The sequence below is a fragment of the Pseudomonas sp. 67(2021) genome, assembly GCF_017491835.1.
Lineage (GTDB): Bacteria > Pseudomonadota > Gammaproteobacteria > Pseudomonadales > Pseudomonadaceae > Aquipseudomonas > Aquipseudomonas atacamensis.
Window position 1 is genome coordinate 316,384 of record NZ_JAFGYL010000003.1, and the last position, 17,034, is coordinate 333,417.

Annotated in this window: 18 protein-coding genes; 8 read left to right on the top strand and 10 right to left on the bottom strand. The window is 61.9% G+C overall.

Annotated features, from left to right (window positions below; genetic code table 11):
• The first annotated feature begins 6 nt into the window (after nt 1-6).
• The 6 genes from J5M66_RS07025 to J5M66_RS07050 all read left to right on the top strand — a co-directional run bounded on the left by J5M66_RS07025 (nt 7) and on the right by J5M66_RS07050 (nt 7,055).
• Nucleotides 7-1,281: a glycerate kinase gene (locus J5M66_RS07025; protein WP_207807449.1), complete on the top strand. Its 1,275-nt coding sequence runs from the start codon at nt 7-9 to the stop codon at nt 1,279-1,281.
• The gene (gene pyk / locus J5M66_RS07030) at nt 1,278-2,693 is read left to right on the top strand and encodes a pyruvate kinase (protein ID WP_160768168.1); all 1,416 of its coding nucleotides are present in this window, start codon (nt 1,278-1,280) and stop codon (nt 2,691-2,693) included. Before J5M66_RS07025 ends, pyk begins: the two co-directional genes overlap by 4 nt.
• Nucleotides 2,694-2,838: 145 nt before the next feature.
• Nucleotides 2,839-3,753, top strand: a complete 915-nt coding sequence (locus J5M66_RS07035) for an urea transporter (RefSeq protein WP_207807450.1) — start codon at nt 2,839-2,841, stop codon at nt 3,751-3,753.
• Nucleotides 3,754-3,774: 21 nt separating this feature from the next.
• Nucleotides 3,775-4,599 carry an ion transporter gene (locus J5M66_RS07040; protein WP_122611606.1) on the top strand — a complete coding sequence of 275 codons (825 nt, stop codon included), beginning with the start codon at nt 3,775-3,777 and terminating at the stop codon, nt 4,597-4,599.
• Nucleotides 4,600-4,702: 103 nt separating this feature from the next.
• Nucleotides 4,703-5,701: a sulfate ABC transporter substrate-binding protein gene (locus J5M66_RS07045; protein WP_016771033.1), complete on the top strand. Its 999-nt coding sequence runs from the start codon at nt 4,703-4,705 to the stop codon at nt 5,699-5,701.
• A gap of 166 nt (nt 5,702-5,867) precedes the next feature.
• Nucleotides 5,868-7,055, top strand: coding sequence for an MFS transporter (locus J5M66_RS07050; protein WP_207807451.1), 1,188 nt, complete (start codon nt 5,868-5,870; stop codon nt 7,053-7,055).
• 363 nt (nt 7,056-7,418) lie between these two features.
• Here the strand turns inward: J5M66_RS07050 and J5M66_RS07055 are convergent, their stop codons facing one another.
• The 10 genes from J5M66_RS07055 to ccmA all read right to left on the bottom strand — a co-directional run bounded on the left by J5M66_RS07055 (nt 7,419) and on the right by ccmA (nt 14,815).
• A complete protein-coding gene (locus J5M66_RS07055) occupies nt 7,419-7,823 on the bottom strand; it encodes a hypothetical protein (RefSeq protein WP_016771039.1) in 405 nt (134 codons plus the stop codon).
• A 25-nt stretch (nt 7,824-7,848) separates the two neighbouring features.
• A complete protein-coding gene (ccmI, locus tag J5M66_RS07060) occupies nt 7,849-9,048 on the bottom strand; it encodes a c-type cytochrome biogenesis protein CcmI (protein ID WP_207807452.1) in 1,200 nt (399 codons plus the stop codon).
• Entirely contained in the window at nt 9,045-9,515 is a 471-nt protein-coding gene (locus J5M66_RS07065; RefSeq protein WP_016771041.1) for a cytochrome c-type biogenesis protein, read from the bottom strand. Before J5M66_RS07065 ends, ccmI begins: the two co-directional genes overlap by 4 nt.
• On the bottom strand, nt 9,512-10,048 hold the full coding sequence (locus tag J5M66_RS07070; RefSeq protein ID WP_016771042.1) for a DsbE family thiol:disulfide interchange protein: 537 nt from the start codon (nt 10,046-10,048) through the stop codon (nt 9,512-9,514). The genes J5M66_RS07065 and J5M66_RS07070 overlap by 4 nt, the downstream gene beginning before the upstream one ends.
• The gene (locus J5M66_RS07075; protein ID WP_056783848.1) at nt 10,045-12,033 is read right to left on the bottom strand and encodes a heme lyase CcmF/NrfE family subunit; all 1,989 of its coding nucleotides are present in this window, start codon (nt 12,031-12,033) and stop codon (nt 10,045-10,047) included. Before J5M66_RS07075 ends, J5M66_RS07070 begins: the two co-directional genes overlap by 4 nt.
• Before the next feature lie 3 nt (nt 12,034-12,036).
• The gene (gene ccmE / locus J5M66_RS07080; RefSeq protein ID WP_016771044.1) at nt 12,037-12,492 is read right to left on the bottom strand and encodes a cytochrome c maturation protein CcmE; all 456 of its coding nucleotides are present in this window, start codon (nt 12,490-12,492) and stop codon (nt 12,037-12,039) included.
• The gene (gene ccmD, locus J5M66_RS07085) at nt 12,489-12,665 is read right to left on the bottom strand and encodes a heme exporter protein CcmD (RefSeq protein ID WP_016771045.1); all 177 of its coding nucleotides are present in this window, start codon (nt 12,663-12,665) and stop codon (nt 12,489-12,491) included. The genes ccmE and ccmD overlap by 4 nt, the downstream gene beginning before the upstream one ends.
• On the bottom strand, nt 12,662-13,417 hold the full coding sequence (locus J5M66_RS07090) for a heme ABC transporter permease (RefSeq protein WP_130887165.1): 756 nt from the start codon (nt 13,415-13,417) through the stop codon (nt 12,662-12,664). Before J5M66_RS07090 ends, ccmD begins: the two co-directional genes overlap by 4 nt.
• A gap of 97 nt (nt 13,418-13,514) precedes the next feature.
• The gene (gene ccmB, locus J5M66_RS07095; protein WP_051600627.1) at nt 13,515-14,183 is read right to left on the bottom strand and encodes a heme exporter protein CcmB; all 669 of its coding nucleotides are present in this window, start codon (nt 14,181-14,183) and stop codon (nt 13,515-13,517) included.
• Nucleotides 14,180-14,815 (bottom strand): cytochrome c biogenesis heme-transporting ATPase CcmA, encoded by a 636-nt coding sequence (gene ccmA / locus J5M66_RS07100; protein WP_024012124.1) that lies wholly within the window; start codon nt 14,813-14,815, stop codon nt 14,180-14,182. The genes ccmB and ccmA overlap by 4 nt, the downstream gene beginning before the upstream one ends.
• Nucleotides 14,816-15,012: 197 nt before the next feature.
• Here ccmA and J5M66_RS07105 point away from each other — a divergent pair, with 197 nt between their 5' ends.
• Together J5M66_RS07105 and J5M66_RS07110 are read left to right on the top strand one after the other, a co-directional pair.
• Nucleotides 15,013-16,587, top strand: coding sequence for a flagellar hook-length control protein FliK (locus J5M66_RS07105; RefSeq protein WP_123442834.1), 1,575 nt, complete (start codon nt 15,013-15,015; stop codon nt 16,585-16,587).
• Entirely contained in the window at nt 16,584-16,913 is a 330-nt protein-coding gene (locus tag J5M66_RS07110) for an EscU/YscU/HrcU family type III secretion system export apparatus switch protein (RefSeq protein ID WP_016770586.1), read from the top strand. Before J5M66_RS07105 ends, J5M66_RS07110 begins: the two co-directional genes overlap by 4 nt.
• Nucleotides 16,914-17,034: the final 121 nt, after the last annotated feature.

Genomic DNA, 17,034 nt, shown 5'->3' on the forward strand with positions numbered 1-17,034 from the left:
CCCGCCATGTCGGTCGATCCGCAACAACTGCTGCGCGAGCTGTTTGCCACAGCCATCGACGCGGCCCATCCGAACCAAGTCCTTGAAGCCCATTTGCCTGCTGATCGTACGGGGCGGGTGATCGTCATCGGCGCCGGCAAAGCCGCTGCTGCCATGGCGCAAGTGGTCGAGCGCTGCTGGGAGGGTGAAGTCACCGGCCTGGTGGTGACCCGCTACGGCCACGGCGCTCCGTGCGAAAAAATCGAAGTGGTCGAAGCCGCACACCCGGTGCCGGATGCGGCGGGTCTGGCCGTGGCCAAACGCGTGCTGGAACTGGTCAGCAACCTGACTGAAGACGACCGCGTGATCTTTCTGCTCTCCGGCGGCGGCTCTGCCCTGCTCGCCCTGCCAGCCGACGGCATCACCCTTGCCGACAAGCAGGCGATCAACAAAGCCCTGCTCAAATCCGGCGCGACCATCGGCGAGATGAACTGCGTGCGCAAGCACCTCTCGGCGATCAAGGGCGGCCGCCTCGGCAAGGCCTGCTGGCCGGCGACGATTTACACCTACGCGATTTCCGATGTGCCGGGCGACCTCGCCACCGTCATTGCATCCGGCCCGACCGTGGCCGACCCGAGCACTTCGGCCGAGGCGCTGGCGATCATCAAGCGCTACGGCATCGACATTCCTGCCTCCGTGCGCACCTGGCTGCAAAGTCCGGAATCGGAGACGGTCAAACCCGGCGACCCAAGCCTGGCGCGCAGTCATTTCCAGTTGATCGCCCGCCCGCAGCAGTCGCTGGACGCGGCGGCGGTGAAATGCCGGCAGGCCGGTTTCAGCACCTTGATTCTCGGCGACCTCGAAGGCGAATCCCGTGAAGTGGCGAAAGTCCACGCCGGCATCGCCCGACAGATCATCCACCACGGCCAGCCACTGGCGGCGCCCTGCGTGATTCTCTCCGGCGGTGAAACAACGGTAACCGTGCGCGGCAATGGCCGTGGCGGACGCAACGCCGAATTCCTCCTCAGCCTGACCGACAGCCTCAAGGGCCAGCCCGGCGTCTACGCGCTGGCGGGCGACACCGATGGCATCGACGGCTCGGAAGACAACGCCGGCGCAATCATGACCCCGGACAGCTACGCCCGCGCCGCCGCACTGGGGCTGAGCGCCAGCGACGAGCTGGATAAAAACAACGGCTACGGCTACTTTCAGGCGCTCGATGCGCTGATCGTCACCGAGCCGACCCGCACCAACGTCAACGACTTCCGCGCCATTCTGATCCTTGAGAACTGCAAATCATGACGCCTGATAAAAAGGTCAAAATCCTCGCCACCCTCGGCCCCGCCGTCGACGGTATCAACGACATCCGCGAGCTGGTCGAGGCCGGGGTGAATATCTTCCGCCTGAACTTCAGCCACGGTGATCACGCCGACCACGCCAAGCGCTATCAATGGATCCGCGAAGTCGAGCGCCAGCTCAACTACCCGCTGGGCATTCTGATGGATCTGCAGGGGCCGAAACTGCGCGTCGGCAAGTTCGCTGACGGCAAGGTGCAGTTGCATCGCGGTCAGGCGTTCCGCTTGGATCTTGATACGACAGCGGGCGATGAGCGCCGGGTCAACCTGCCGCATCCGGAGATCATTGCCGCGCTGGAAGCGGGCATGGACCTGCTGCTCGACGACGGCAAGCTGCGTCTGCGCGTGGTCACCAAGTACAACGATGCGATCGACACCACCGTGCTCAACGGCGGCGAACTGTCTGATCGCAAAGGTGTGAACGTGCCGCAAGCGGTGCTCGACCTGAGCCCGCTGACCGCCAAGGATCGCCGCGATCTGAGCTTCGGCCTGGAATTGGGTGTGGACTGGGTCGCGCTGTCGTTCGTACAGCGCCCGCAGGACATTGTCGAAGCCCGCGCGTTGATCGGCGACAAGGCATTCCTGATGGCGAAAATCGAGAAGCCCTCGGCGGTCGAGCAACTGCGAGAGATTGCTGAGTTGAGCGACGCAATCATGGTCGCTCGCGGTGATCTTGGTGTGGAAGTGCCGGCGGAAAGCGTGCCGCAGATTCAGAAAAACATCATCACCACCTGCCGTGCGCTGGGCAAACCGGTGGTGGTGGCGACGCAGATGCTCGAGTCAATGCGTTTCTCCCCTGCCCCAACCCGTGCCGAGGTGACTGACGTCGCCAACGCCGTGGCCGAAGGCGCCGATGCGGTGATGCTCTCGGCGGAGACCGCGTCCGGTGAGTACCCGCTGGAAGCCGTGCAGATGATGAGCAAGATCATCCGTCAGGTTGAGAACGGCCCGGATTATCAGACCCAGCTCGACGTCAGTCGACCGAAAGCCGAGGCGACGGTTTCCGATGCGATCAGCTGTGCGATCCGCCGGATCAGCAACGTGCTGCCGGTGGCGGTGCTGGTCAATTACAGCGAGTCCGGCGCCTCGACGTTGCGCGCATCGCGGGAACGGCCGAAAGCACCGATCCTCAATCTGACGCCGAACCTGCAAACGGCGCGGCGCTTGAGCGTGGCGTGGGGCATTCATTCGGTGGTCAACGATCGCCTGCGTCAGGTCGACGAAGTCTGCTCGACCGCACTGGAGATTGCTCAGGCGCAAGGCATGGCCGAGCGTGGCGACACGCTGCTGATCACCGCTGGCGTGCCGTTCGGGCAGCCGGGGTCGACCAATTCGCTGCGGATCGAAACGTTGATTTAGCGCCTGTACCGGCCTCTTCGCGAGCAGGCTCGCTCCCACAGTTGATTTGTGTGCACCACAAACTCAATGACTGGACGCAGATCCATGTGGGAGCGAGCTTGCTCGCGAAGCAGGCGCCTCGGTTTCCCTGACTTTCAGAACTGCCATGCCTGCCAATCACTTCAACACCCACTGCCCCGACTGGGCCGAGGCTTTGCTCAACGGTTTCAGTCAGATTTTCTTTCAGCGTCATCCGCTGTGCGGCCTGCTGTGTCTGTTGGCGATTCTGCTGACCGCGCCGGTGCTGTTCGCCGGGGCGCTGCTCGGTGGCGTCGCCGGTCTGCTCACCGCGCAGCGGCGCAACTACGCCAAGGCCGATCGTCAGGCCGGGCTGTTCAGCTACAACGGCGTGCTGCTTGGCCTGCTGCTGAGCCTGTATTTCCCATGGTCGCCACTGCTGCCGCCGTTGATTCTTGCAGCAGGCGGCTTGAGCGCGATGCTCACTCAGCAATGGCTCAAACACGTGTACCGCAGTCGCGCCATACCGGCGTATACCTCGCCGTTCGTGGCGCTCAGCTGGGTGCTGCTGGTGTTCGCCGAACCGTCCACGCCGATGGCATCGGTCGACCTGAACACGACAAATCTGCTGGCCGCTGAACTGCGCGGATTCGGCCAGGTGATGTTTCTCGACCATCCATTGGCCGGGGCGTTGATCGCCAGCGGTTTGCTGCTCGCCGATCGCCGCGCGTTCTGCTGGGCGCTGCTGGCGTCGGCGATCGGCCTGGGCTCGAGTCTGCTGCACCACGAAACGTCCGCCGCGCTGCTTGGGCTCGGTGGCTACAACGCCGTACTCGCCGCCCTCGCCTTCAGCGCGCAACGGCAACATCCGTGGCTGCCGCTGCTCGCCATTGCCCTGGCGCTGCTGGTGACGCCGCTGTTTGCTGCCCTTGGATTGGTGACGCTGACCGCGCCGTTCATCCTCGCCTGCTGGTTGATTCGTGCCGGCATTCAAATGCTTGGCAAAGCGTCGCTTGCGCATGAGTCTTGCGCTCACGAGGAGAATCACCCTAGGCTGCGCTGATCTTCGATTCAGGCGTTATCCATGGACAGCAGCAACAATTGGCGCGAACGGCTTTACGTCATGATTTTCCAGAGCGACACCCCGGCCGGGCGTCGCTTCGACGGCATCCTGCTGGTGATCATCCTCGCCAGTCTGGTGATCGTGATGCTCGACAGTATCGACAGCATTCACCGTAATTACGCCGACGTTCTGGCCTATATCGAATGGGGCTTCACGGCGATTTTCCTCGGCGAATACATCCTGCGTCTGTACTGCTCGCCCAAGCCACTGCGTTATGCCTTCAGCTTTTATGGCCTGGTGGATCTGCTGGCGATCGTGCCGGGCATTCTCGCGCTGTATTACAGCGATGCGCAGTATCTGCTGATCATCCGCATCATTCGGATGCTGCGGATTTTCCGCGTGCTCAAGCTCAGCCCGTATCTCAAGCAAGCCAACTATCTGATGTCGGCGCTGCGCGGCAGCAAGCAGAAAATCGTCGTGTTTCTGGTCAGCGTGTGCACGCTGGTGACGGTGTTCGGCACGCTGATGTACGTGATCGAAGGCCCGGAGCATGGTTTCACGAGTATTCCCAAGGGCATCTATTGGGCGATCGTGACCTTGACCACTGTCGGCTTCGGCGACATCGTGCCTAAGACGCCGCTGGGCCAGGTGATTTCCTCGCTGGTGATGATCACCGGTTACTCGATCATCGCCGTGCCCACAGGGATTTTCACCGCAGAGCTGGCCAATGCCATGCGCGGCGAACAGCTGCAACATGACTGCCCGGGCTGTCAGAAAAAGAACCATGAACAGAGCGCAGCGTTCTGTTCGCGCTGCGGCAGTCAGCTGTTCAAGAAAGTGGAATAAGCACAGAGCTTTTTAATCTTTAAGCGACTATGCGAGGCCCGTTATAGTCGCTGGCAAATCGCCTCATTTTTGACACGACACCCCACAGAACAAGGAATGCGCAGTGAAAAAACTCTTTGGCGCCTCACTTCTCGCCGCCGGCTTGGCATTGGCCAACATCGCTCAGGCTGCACCGACGCTGCTTAACGTTTCCTACGACGTGATGCGCGATTTCTACAAGGACTATAACACTGCGTTCCAGAAGCACTGGCAAGCCGAGCACAACGAAAACATCACCGTGCAGATGTCCTTCGGCGGCTCGAGCAAGCAGGCGCGTTCGGTGATCGACGGCCTGCCGGCTGACGTCATCACCATGAACATGGCCACCGACATCAATGCCCTCGCCGACAACGGCAAACTGGTCCCGGACAATTGGGTCACGCGCCTGCCGAACAACAGCGCGCCGTTTACCTCGGCGACGGTGTTCATCGTCCGCAAGGGCAACCCGAAAGCTTTGAAAGACTGGCCGGATCTGCTCAAGGACGGCGTACAGGTGATCGTGCCCAACCCGAAAACTTCGGGTAATGGCCGCTACACCTACCTGTCGGCCTGGGGCTACGTGCTGAAAAACGGCGGCGACGAGAACAAGGCCAAGGACTTCGTCGGCAAGCTGTTCAAGCAGGCACCGGTACTCGACACCGGTGGCCGCGCCGCCACCACCACGTTCATGACCAACCAGATCGGCGACGTACTGGTGACCTTCGAAAACGAAGCGGAAATGATCGCCCGCGAGTTCGGTCGCGATCAGTTCGAAGTTATCTACCCAAGCGTCTCCGCAGAAGCCGAGCCACCGGTTTCGGTGGTCGACAAAGTGGTCGACAAGAAGGGCTCGCGCGCTGCGGCTGATGAGTATCTGAAGTACCTGTGGTCGCCGGAAGGTCAGGAAATTGCGGCGGCCAACTACCTGCGTCCGCGTGACCCGGCGGTGCTGGCGAAGTACACCGACCGTTTCCCGAAAGTCGATTTCCTTTCGGTGGAGAAGACCTTTGGTGACTGGCGCACGGTGCAGAAAACCCACTTCAATGATGGTGGCGTGTTTGATCAGATTTATAGCGGGCAGTAAGGCTTGATCTGAAAAATCAAAAGGCGACCCACCGGGTCGCCTTTTTGTTGCGTGGGAATACCGGTCATTACACGGCGTAATAACAGTTATCATCCGAAAACGTCTTCTGCCAGTCCACATTGTCCATTAGCCTCAGCCCTTTCCTGTGCCCGACCCGAGATTCCCTATGACCACCACTCCTCACGCAATGACCCGAGGCATGGTCCTGCTGTTCGCGTTTTGCTGCGGCGCCATTGTTGCCAACATCTACTACGCACAACCGATCATCGGCCTGATCGCGCCGGACATCGGCCTCTCCGACACCATGGCCAGTTTCATCGTCTCGCTGACGCAGATCGGCTATGCGTTGGGCCTGTTCTTTCTGGTGCCATTGGGGGATCTGCTGGAAAACCGGCGGCTGATGATCATCACCACGGTCGTGGCGATCGCCAGTCTGCTTGGCGCCGCGTTCACTGAACAGCCGAACGTGTTCCTGCTGATCTCGCTGCTGGTTGGCTTCAGCTCGGTGTCGGTGCAGATCCTGATTCCGCTGGCGGCGCATCTGGCGCCGGAAGAGTCCCGTGGCCGGGTGGTGGGCGGGATCATGGGCGGTTTGCTGCTGGGTATTCTGTTGGCGCGACCGGTGTCGAGCGTGGTCGCCGATCACCTCGGCTGGCGCGCCATGTTCATGATCGCCGCGGCGTTGATGGCGGCAATCAGCGTGGTGCTGGCACTGACCGTGCCCAAGCGCCAGCCGGATCACAGCGCTACTTATGGCCAGTTGATCGGCTCGCTGTGGACACTGCTGCGCCAGCAACCGGTGCTGCGTCAGCGGGCCATTTACCAGGGTTGCATGTTTGCCACGTTCAGCCTGTTCTGGACCGCCGTGCCACTGGAACTTGCACGCAACCATGGCCTGTCGCAAAGCGAGATCGCGATCTTCGCTCTGGTGGGCGCCATCGGTGCCATCGCCGCGCCAATCAGCGGCCGCCTCGCTGATGCCGGTCACACACGCATCGCCTCGCTGCTGGCCATGCTCTTCGCCAGCCTGAGCTTCCTGCCCGCCTTCATCCACCCGGCCTATAGCGTCATCGGCCTGGCCGTGACCGGCGTGGTGCTGGACTTCTGCGTGCAGATGAACATGGTCCTGGGGCAACGCGCGGTGTACTCGCTGGACGCGAAAAGTCGTGGCCGTTTGAACGCGCTGTACATGACCAGCATCTTTATCGGCGGCGCCTTCGGCTCCTCGGTGGCCAGCGCGGTGTACGAGCATGGCGGCTGGTTGTGGATCGTGATTGTCGGCAGCGTCTTTCCGCTGTTGGCGTTGCTGCGGTTTTTGAGCACTTCACGACGCGCTTCATTGGCCACGGCTTAAAGGCGTCAAAAGCTTCGCGAGCAGGCTCGCTCCCACAGGTTTTGGGTGACCTGCGAATCACTGCGATACACAAAACCAGTGTGGGAGCGAGCCTGCTCGCGAAAGCGGTGTTTCAGTTACAGATAATTTGACTGCCCTGACGCTTTCGCGAGCAAGCTCGCTCCCACAGGTTCTTGGCGGACGCGGAATAGGGCATCGCCGAAAACTACTGCAGGAGGGAGCCTGCTCGCGATAGCGGAGTTTCAGTCTCAGCTGATTTGACTGACCCGACGCCTTCGCGAGCAGGCTCGCTCTTACAGGTTTGCGCCGCACTCCAATACCCCACAAACGAAAAAACGACGATCCCAAGATCGCCGTTTCTCATCACTGCCCGAACTTCTTGCCCAACCCCGGCGGGACGCCATGGATGTTGGTGTCTTCCCACGGGCCGTTGGGGCTGACCGAGCGGCTCCAGCCGTTGTTCCAGCGGTAGTAGGTGCGCTGGCGGTAGAAGGTGTTGGTCTGGTCGTCGAGCACGTAGACGCCGAGCTTCTGGTCCCAGTGGCTGTTGCCGCCCGGTGGCGGGGCGAAGCTGGCCGAGGTGCGGGGCACGGGCTTGGCGGGTTTGGCCGGGATGCTCTTGCCGGGGCTTGGCGAGGTCGACGGGGTTGGGCTTGGCTGAGACGGCGGGATCGGCGGCAGGCTGGTGGTCGGTTCCGGGCGTTGTACCGCACATGCACTCAAGCCCAGGGCCAGTGTGAGGACTGTGATGCGGGCGATGGTGTGCATGGCGGTGCTTTCCTGTTGGATCCGGTTATTTGTCCGGGCTGTCGATAGTCAGTTTTTGTGGCGCGGTGGTGCTGCTGGCCAGCGGGCCGCTGCGACCGATCCACTCACCGGAGGTCGGTTGACCGGCCCGTGAGATGCGCGCAACCAGTTGGACTTCAGGGAAGTTGGACAGTTTCAACTGCGGCATCATTGCGTCGGCATCGCCCAGTTCGACGGTCACCGGCAGGTCAGCCACGGTCAGGCGTTTGGCCGCCAGCGGCGCCGGTGGGCCTGAAGTGGCGCGGGCGAAGATGAACACGCTGTCGCCCGGTTGCACCTTGCCTTTGAGTTCGCTGGCCAGATCCACGCTGACTTTCAGTAACGCAGCTTTCGGCGCCGGCGCCTGAGCAATCTGGCCACCGCTTGCCTTCAGCCGTTCGGCGGCACGCTCGATGCCGCCTTGCAGCGCAGCGCGAGAGTTGTCATCCGGGGGCAGTTGCGCGAGCAGGCGATTCCAGTAGTCGATGGCCTCCTGATAACGCTCGCCTTCGAACGCAGCGATGCCGAGCAGGCCGAGGCTGGTGACTTCCTTCGGATCGGCCTTCAGCGCTTCGTCGGTCAGTTTCTGAATCTGCTCCGACCACTTTTTACCGTCAGCAAAATACTGCGCCTGCGCCCACTGGCCGAGCAGCTCCGGCTGGCGACCGGCGAGGTTGGCGGCGCGTTCGAACATCTTCGCCGCGTCTGCCGGGCGGTCCTGAGCCATGTAGGTACGGCCGAGGAAATACAGACCTTCAGCGGAATCCGGTTGTGCGGCGACCGCACGTTCCAGACGCTGGGTCATCTCTTCCATCGACTGCGGTGCCTGAGCGAATTCGCGGGTCAGTTCGACCCTGTCGGCGGCGCCGAAATGCAGGTACAGACCGAGGCCCAGCACCGGTACCAGCACAGCGGCCAGCAGCGGCAACGGTTTACCCAGACGCGAGACACGCGGCGCGGCGGCGCCTTCGGTGTCAGCGAGCAGTTCACGCGCAGCTTCCGCGCGGCCGCTGTCCAGTTGCGCGGCGTCGAGCACGCCCTCGGCCTGCTGCGCTTGCAGCTCGGCCACCCGTTCCTGGTACAGCGCGACGTTCAACGCGGTGCGATCTTCTTCCCGCTGGGCGCGGCGTTCGCGCAGTACCGGGATCAGCAGAAAACTCAGGGCGACCAGAAGCAACAGCCCTGCGGCGAGCCAGAAATCAATCATTCTTGGTTTTTATCCAACAGTTGGTCGAGACGCTGACGTTCTTCGGCAGACAGCGATGACGGCGTTTCGGCACGCTGCCCGCGACGCCTGCGCACGATCAGCGCGATCACCACGAAACCACCGAGCAGCAGCCCGGCCGGGCCGAACCACAGCAGCGCGGTTTTGGCATTGAGCGCCGGTTTGTAGCGGACGAAATCACCGTAGCGATCGACCATGAAGTCGATGATCTGCTGATTGTCCTTGCCCTCGCCGAGCATGCGGAAAATCTCCTTGCGCAGGTCGGCGGCGATCGGCGCGTTGGAGTCGGCAATGTCCTGGTTCTGGCATTTGGGGCAGCGCAGTTCCTTGGTCAGTTCGCGGAAACGCTCGCGGTCGCCCTCTTTGGCAAATTCGTAGGTGTCGATGGCCGCGTGGGCTACACCGGCCAGGCTCAAGCCCAACACCACTGCTGCGAGAAAACGCTTCATGGCTTGGCCTCATCGACCAGCGCCTGATACTTGGCCGCGAGTTTTTCGCGCCAGACCTGCTCGTCGATCACCCCGACGAACTTGTCGCGGATGATGCCTTTGGCGTCGATGAAGAAGGTTTCCGGCGCGCCGTAGACACCCAGATTCAAGCCCAGCGAACCCTCGTCGTCACGAATATCCAGCGCATATGGATTGTGGAATTCCGCCAGCCACTTCAAGGCATCAGCGTTGGTGTCCTTGTAGTTGATGCCGTAGATCACCACGCCGCGCTCGGCGAGTTTGTTCAGCACCGGATGCTCTACGCGGCAAGAAATGCACCAGGTGCCCCAGACATTGACCAGCGCCGGTTTGCCGAGGATGTCGGCCTTGGTCAGCGTCTTGTCACCCTGCACACTCGGCAGGGAAAACTCCGGGAACGGCTTGTTGATCATCGCCGACGGAAGCTCCGCCGGATCCAGATACAGCCCACGATAAAGAAACACCGCCACCAGCAAGAAAATCGCCAACGGCAACAACATCAACCAACGCCTCATGCCGCCGCTCCCGTCATGCCCAGCGCTTCGCGCACTTTGCTTTTCACCTTGACCCGATAACGCCGATCCAGCGCTGCCAGCAAACCACCCAATCCGGTGAGCAAGCCGCCGAACCAGATCCAGCGCACAAACGGTTTGACGTGTACGCGCACGGCCCAGGCGCCGTTATCCAGCGGCTCGCCGAGGGCGACGTAGAGATCGCGGGTGAAACCGGCATCGATGCCGGCTTCGGTCATCACCGAGTTCTGCACGGTGTACAGACGCTTTTCCGGGTGCAGCACGCTGATTTCCTCGCCGTCACGAATGACGCGGATGGTGCCTTTGTCCGATGTGAAATTCGGCCCTTCGAAATGCTTGGCGCCTTCGAAGACAAATTGATAGCCGGCCAGGTCCATCGACTCGCCCGGCGCCAGACGCAGGTCGCGCTCGGCACTGTTCTGGCTCGACAACACCACGCCCAGCGCGCACACGGCGATGCCGAGGTGGGCGATCTGCATGCCCCAATAACTGCGGGTCAGCGTCGGCAAACCTTTGATCAGGCCTTTGTGCCGGGTCTTGTCGAACAGATCGCGCACGCCGGCGAGCAACACCCACGCCGCCAGCAGGAACGTCGCGATCACTGCCCAGTTGAAATCGCCGTACGCCACGCCGGCCACCACGGCCAATGCGACGCTGCCGAGCAACACCGGAGTGAGCATGCTCGCCAGCCATTTCACTGGCGTGTCCTTCCAGCGCACGATCACACCGATCGCCATCACCAGCATCAGCAACGCCATCAACGGGATGAACAGCGCATTGAAGTACGGCGGGCCGACCGAGAGCTTGGCGCCGCTGATGGCATCAAGAATCAGCGGATATAACGTGCCAAGGAGGATCATCGATGCAGCCACGACCAGCACCAGGTTGTTGCCCAGCAGCAAAGTCTCACGCGACCACAGATTGAAGCCAACCTGACTTTTCACCACCGGCGCACGCAGCGCAAACAGCGTCAGCGAACCGCCGACCACGAACAGCAGGAAAATCAGGATGAACACACCGCGCTCGGGATCCGAAGCGAAGGCATGCACCGAAGTCAGCACGCCCGAGCGTACGAGGAAGGTGCCGAGCAGGCTCAACGAGAACGCGGCGATCGCCAGCAACACCGTCCAGCTCTTGAACACGCCGCGTTTCTCGGTGACCGCCAGCGAGTGAATCAACGCGGTGCCGACCAGCCATGGCATGAACGAGGCGTTTTCCACCGGGTCCCAGAACCACCAGCCGCCCCAGCCGAGCTCGTAGTACGCCCACCACGAACCGAGGGTGATGCCGATGCCGAGGAAGGCCCAGGCGACGATGGTCCATGGCCGCGACCAGCGCGCCCACGCCGCATCGAGACGGCCGCCGAGCAGCGCGGCGATGGCAAATGCGAAGGCCACAGAGAAACCGACGTAACCCATGTACAGCATTGGCGGATGCACGATCAGGCCAATGTCCTGCAGCAACGGGTTGAGGTCGCGACCGTCGGCGGGAATCTGCGGCAGGATCCGCGAAAACGGGTTCGAGGTAAGAATCAGGAACAGCAGGAACCCGGTGCTGATCATGCCCATCACCGCCAGGACGCGGGCGAGCATGACTTGCGGCAACTGCCGGGAGAACACCGACACGGCGAAGGTCCAGCCGCCGAGGATCAACGCCCACAGCAGCAGCGAACCTTCGTGGGCGCCCCACACCGCGCTGAATTTGTAGTACCACGGCAGCGCGCTGTTGGAGTTCATCGCCACGTAGCCGACCGAGAAATCGTCGGTCATGAACGCATAGGTCAGGCAGCCGAAGGCAAACAGCAGAAAGGCAAACTGGCCCCACGCCGCCGGTTGCGCCAGGCTCATCCACAAGCGGTCACCGCGCCACGCGCCGAGCATCGGCACCAGCGCTTGGACCAGTGCAAAACACAGCGCGAGGATCATCGCCAGATGGCCCAGCTCAGGAATAAACAGTGCGGCGGCCATCGATCAACCCTCCTTCACAGGCGTCGGCGCGGATTGACCGCTGTCCTTCAGCGCTTTGGTCACTTCCGGCGGCATGTACTTCTCGTCGTGCTTGGCCAGCACTTCATCGGCGACCACCACGCCATCAGCGTTGAGCTTGCCGAGGGCGACAATGCCCTGCCCTTCGCGGAACAGATCCGGGAGGATGCCGCGATAGGCGATGGTCACGGATTTGTTGAAATCGGTGACGACGAATTTGACGTCCAGCGAATCCTTGGAGCGTTGCAGCGAACCGGCCTCGACCATGCCGCCGGCGCGGATGCGCGTGTCCTGCGGCGCTTCGCCGTTGGCGATCTGCGTCGGTGTGTAAAACAGATTGATGTTTTCCTGCAACGCGCTCAGGGCCAGGCCGACAGCAGCGCCCACTCCGACCAGAATCGCCAGAATGATGATCAGACGTTTTTTGCGCAGCGCATTCACTTGCCGTTCTCCCGGCGCAGACGACGCGCCTCTTGTTGCAGATAACGCTTGCGCGCCGCAATCGGCGCCACCACGTTGAGGGCCAGCACCGCCAGACAGATGCCGTAGGCCGACCAGACATACAGGCCGTGATGGCCCATGGCGAGAAAATCGCCGAATGAAGCAAAACTCATCGCACCGCCTCCAGACTCTGCTGCACTTCGGTCTTCACCCAACTGGCGCGGGCCTCGCGCTTGAGTACTTCCAGACGCATGCGCAGCAACAGCACAGCGCCGAAGAAGCAGTAGAAACCCAGCACCGTCAGCAGCAGCGGCAGCCACATTTCCGCTGGCATCGCCGGCTTTTCCGTGAGGGTGAACGTCGCGCCCTGGTGCAGGGTGTTCCACCACTCAACCGAGTATTTGATGATCGGAATGTTGATCACGCCAACAATCGCCAGCACCGCGCAGGCCTTGGCGGCGCTGTCGCGGTTGCTGATGGCATTGCCCAGCGCGATCACGCCGAAATACAGAAACAGCAGAATCAGCATCGAGGTCAGGCGCGCATCCCACACCCACCACGACCCCCAGGTCGGTTTGCCCCAGATCGCCCCGGTAACCAGCGCCACGGCGGTCATCCACGCACCGATCGGTGCGGCGCATTGCAGGGCGACATCGGCCAGTTTCATCTTCCACACCAACCCGACCACGCCGCACACGGCGAGCATTACGTAGATCGACTGGGCGAGCATCGCTGCAGGTACGTGGATATAGATGATGCGAAAGCTGTTGCCTTGCTGGTAATCCGGCGGCGCGAAGGCCAGACCCCAGACCACGCCAACGCCGATCAGCAGCAACGCTGCAATGCTCAAGCACGGCAGGAACTTGCCGCTGATGCCGTAGAACCACTTGGGCGAGCCGAGCTTGTGAAACCAGGTCCAGTTCATACTGTTTCCATCACGGTTGCCGCTCATCATCGCGAGCTGGCAGAGGGTCATGCCTTTCTTCTGGAAGAAGTGGTCAATTTTTGACCAGGCCTCATTATTATTCGCCGACGCTGATCTTCAGGCCAGCGGCTATTGCAAAGGGTGTCAGGGTGATCGCCAGCGCTGTGAGGCTGGCCATCCACAACAGGTATCCGGTCGCCGGCATGCCTTGCAGCGCCGCTTGCAACGCGCCGCTGCCAAGGATCAACACCGGGATGTACAACGGCAGAATCAGCAGCGCCAGCAACAGGCCGCCGCGCTTCAGGCCGACCGTCAGCGCCGCGCCGACTGCACCGAGCAGGCTCAACACTGGCGTGCCCAGCAACAACGACAGCAGCAGCACCGGCAGGCACGCGGCCGGCAACCCGAGCATCAGCGCCAGCAAAGGCGACAGCAGCACCAGTGCCAGACCGGAGAACAGCCAGTGTGCCAGCACCTTGGCCAGGACCAGAAGCGGCAGCGGGTGCGACGAAAGGACCCACTGTTCCAGCGAGCCGTCTTCAAAATCACTGCGAAACAATCCATCCAGCGAAAGCAGGACCGCCAACAACGCCGCCACCCAGACTAACCCCGGGGACAGGTTTTGCAAGACTTGAGTTTCCGGGCCGACGGCCAGCGGGAAAAGGGCAATGACGATGGCAAAGAAAATCAGCGGATTGGCCAGCTCCGCCGGGCGGCGGAACAGCAGTCGCGATTCGCGGGCAAGCAGCAGGCCGAAGACGCTCATACCGCCCATTTCCCCAGATCGATGTCGCGATAACCGGCCGGCATGCGGCTCAGGGTGTGGTGGGTGGTCAGCACCACCAGGCCGCCGCGTTCGCAGTGGCCGGCCAGATGCTCTTCCAACTGAGCGACGCCCTGCTTGTCCAGCGCGGTGAAAGGTTCGTCGAGAATCCACAACGGCGGGCTGTCCAGATACAACCGCGCCAGTGCCACGCGGCGCTGTTGGCCGGCAGAAAGACTGTGGCAGGGAACATCTTCGAAACCGCGCAATCCTACTGCTGCCAGCGCCTGCCAGATCGCCTCGCGTTCGGCGGGATGATGCAAGGCGCACAGCCACGACAGGTTTTCTTCGGGAGTGAGCAGATCCTTGATGCCAGCGGCGTGGCCGATCCACAACAGGTTTCGCGCCAGTTCGCTGCGTTGTTCGTTGAGCGGCTGACCATTGAGCAGCACCTGGCCATCGGTGGGTTGCATCAAACCGGCGAGCAGACGTAAAAGACTGGTCTTGCCGCTGCCGTTGGGGCCGCTGATCTGCACCATGTCGCCACTGGCCAGGCGCAATTCGAGGTTTTCGAAAAGCAGCCGCAGATCGCGTTCACACGCCAGGGCAACGGTTTGCAGGACAGGACTGGTCAAGGGATCACGGGCCTTATACGGTTCAAGTCGGCTCTGGAGCGGCCGTTAAAGAGATGCAGCATAGATGCTTTGATTGCTCGATCTGGCGAGCTGGATCAAACAATTGCCAGGTTTTTTGAACGAAGCGCACGACGCGCGGCATTATACATGCCGTGCCTTACTCTCAAGAGCGCAATTTCCTCAGGTTGTGTCCGCGTATGACAGGCGAAATGAACATCCTTCCGCTGCCGCCCACCGTGCCGGCGAGCGCTCGCCCGCAGATGGGTGAGCTGCTCAAGCTGCTGACGCCGGTGGAGGGCTTGATCGGCGCGGGGCAAAGCGCCAAGGCCGAGGTGTTGTCGCTCAAGCAGGCCGATCAGACCTTTGAATTGTTGCTCAAAGTGACCCTCGACAGCGGCCGTCAGACCACCGTGCAGGCCAGCAGCAACCTGCCGTTGCCACAGGGCACCAACCTGGCGATCACTCAGCCATCGGCCGGCAATCTGGCGATCACCGTACAGCAAGCGATCGCCAGCAGCGTCGCCACCCTGACCCGCATCGATACCGCGCAATTGCCCGCCGGCACCCTGCTGCAAGGCAAAGTCGTGACCTCGCAAGCCCTGCCGCAGACGCCGGGGCAAGCGGCGGTATTTCGCTCGATGGTCACTCTGCTCAACACCGCATTGAGCGGCAGCACATTGACCGTCGACAGCCCGCAGCCGCTGCGCATCGGCACCTTGTTGTCGGCGCAGGTGCAGGACGCGCAAACCCTCAAATTCGTGCCACTGAGCAGCCGTCAGGAACAACTGGCGGTGAGTCAGCAATTGCTCGGTCAGCAAAGTCGTCAGGGCTCGCTCGATGGCCTGCTGAAGATGTTGCAAAATCTGCCACCGGCGACTGACCAGACCTCGGCCGATCTGCGCGCGGTGGTCGACAAGTTGCTCGCCAGCCTGCCGGACGTGCAACAAATGAGCACCGCCAAAGGCGTGGCGCTGGCCTTGGCCAACAGCGGCGCGTTCCTTGAAGCGAAATTGCTCGGCGGACAGAATCCGACTCTCGCCCCGGACATGAAAGCCGACCTGCTCAAACTGATCGCGCAACTGACCCCGGGCCTGCCAAGCAACACCAATTTCAATGCGATCATCGCTGCCAACACCTTGGCGCAGGCGCTGCCGAGTTTCGTCCGGAACGCCCTCGGCACCCTCGGCCAGGTCAGCGCCAAACCGGTGCCGAGCAGCTTCCCATTGCCCGAACGACTGCTGGCAAAACTGGAAGGCGAAGGTGATCTCGAACAACTGCTGCGCCTCGCCGCCGCAGCGGTGTCGCGCCTGCAAAGCCATCAGTTGTCGAGCCTGGAACAGACCGGCGTCACCGACGATGGCCGCCTGCTCAGCACCTGGCAGCTGGAAATCCCGATGCGCAATTTGCAGGACATCGTGCCGCTGCAGGTCAAATTCCAGCGTGAAGAAGCGCCGGAGCGGGAACCGCAGCCGCATGAACGCCGCGATGAGCGCGAAGCCAAGCAGCAACTGTGGCGCGTCGATCTGGCCTTCGATCTGGAACCGCTCGGGCCGATGCAGATTCAGGCGCAACTGATCGCCGGCAGCCTGTCCAGTCAGCTGTGGGCCGAGCGTCCGTACACCGCTGACCTGATCGAAAACAATCTGTTTGCCTTGCGCCAGCGCCTGCTCGATTCCGGGCTCAACGTCGGCGACCTCGACTGCCACCACGGCACGCCGCCGCAAGGCAACCAAACCCGCCTCGAACACCGCTGGGTCGACGAAACCGCATGAACGATTCCACTGCCCCACGCCAGGCCATCGCCCTTAAATACGACGGCAACCACGCCCCGACCCTCACCGCCAAGGGCGACGAGGAACTGGCCGAAGAAATCCTGCGCATCGCCCGCGATTACGAAGTGCCGATTTACGAGAACCCTGAACTGGTGCGCCTGCTGGCGCGGATGGAACTGGGCGACAGCATCCCCGAAGAGCTCTATCGCACCATCGCCGAGATCATCGCGTTTGCCTGGAACCTGAAAGGCAAATTCCCCGAGGGACAGGACCCGAACGCCCCGATGGTCGAGAAGGACATCACCGCACGCGGGGATGATTATTGAGGTTTCAAAGACGCCTTCGCGAGCAGGCTCGCTCCCACATTTGATCACGGTCGAATGTGGGAGCGAGCCTGCTCGCGAATAGCGCTTTTGATTTGATCGTTCCCACGCTCCGCGTGGGAAT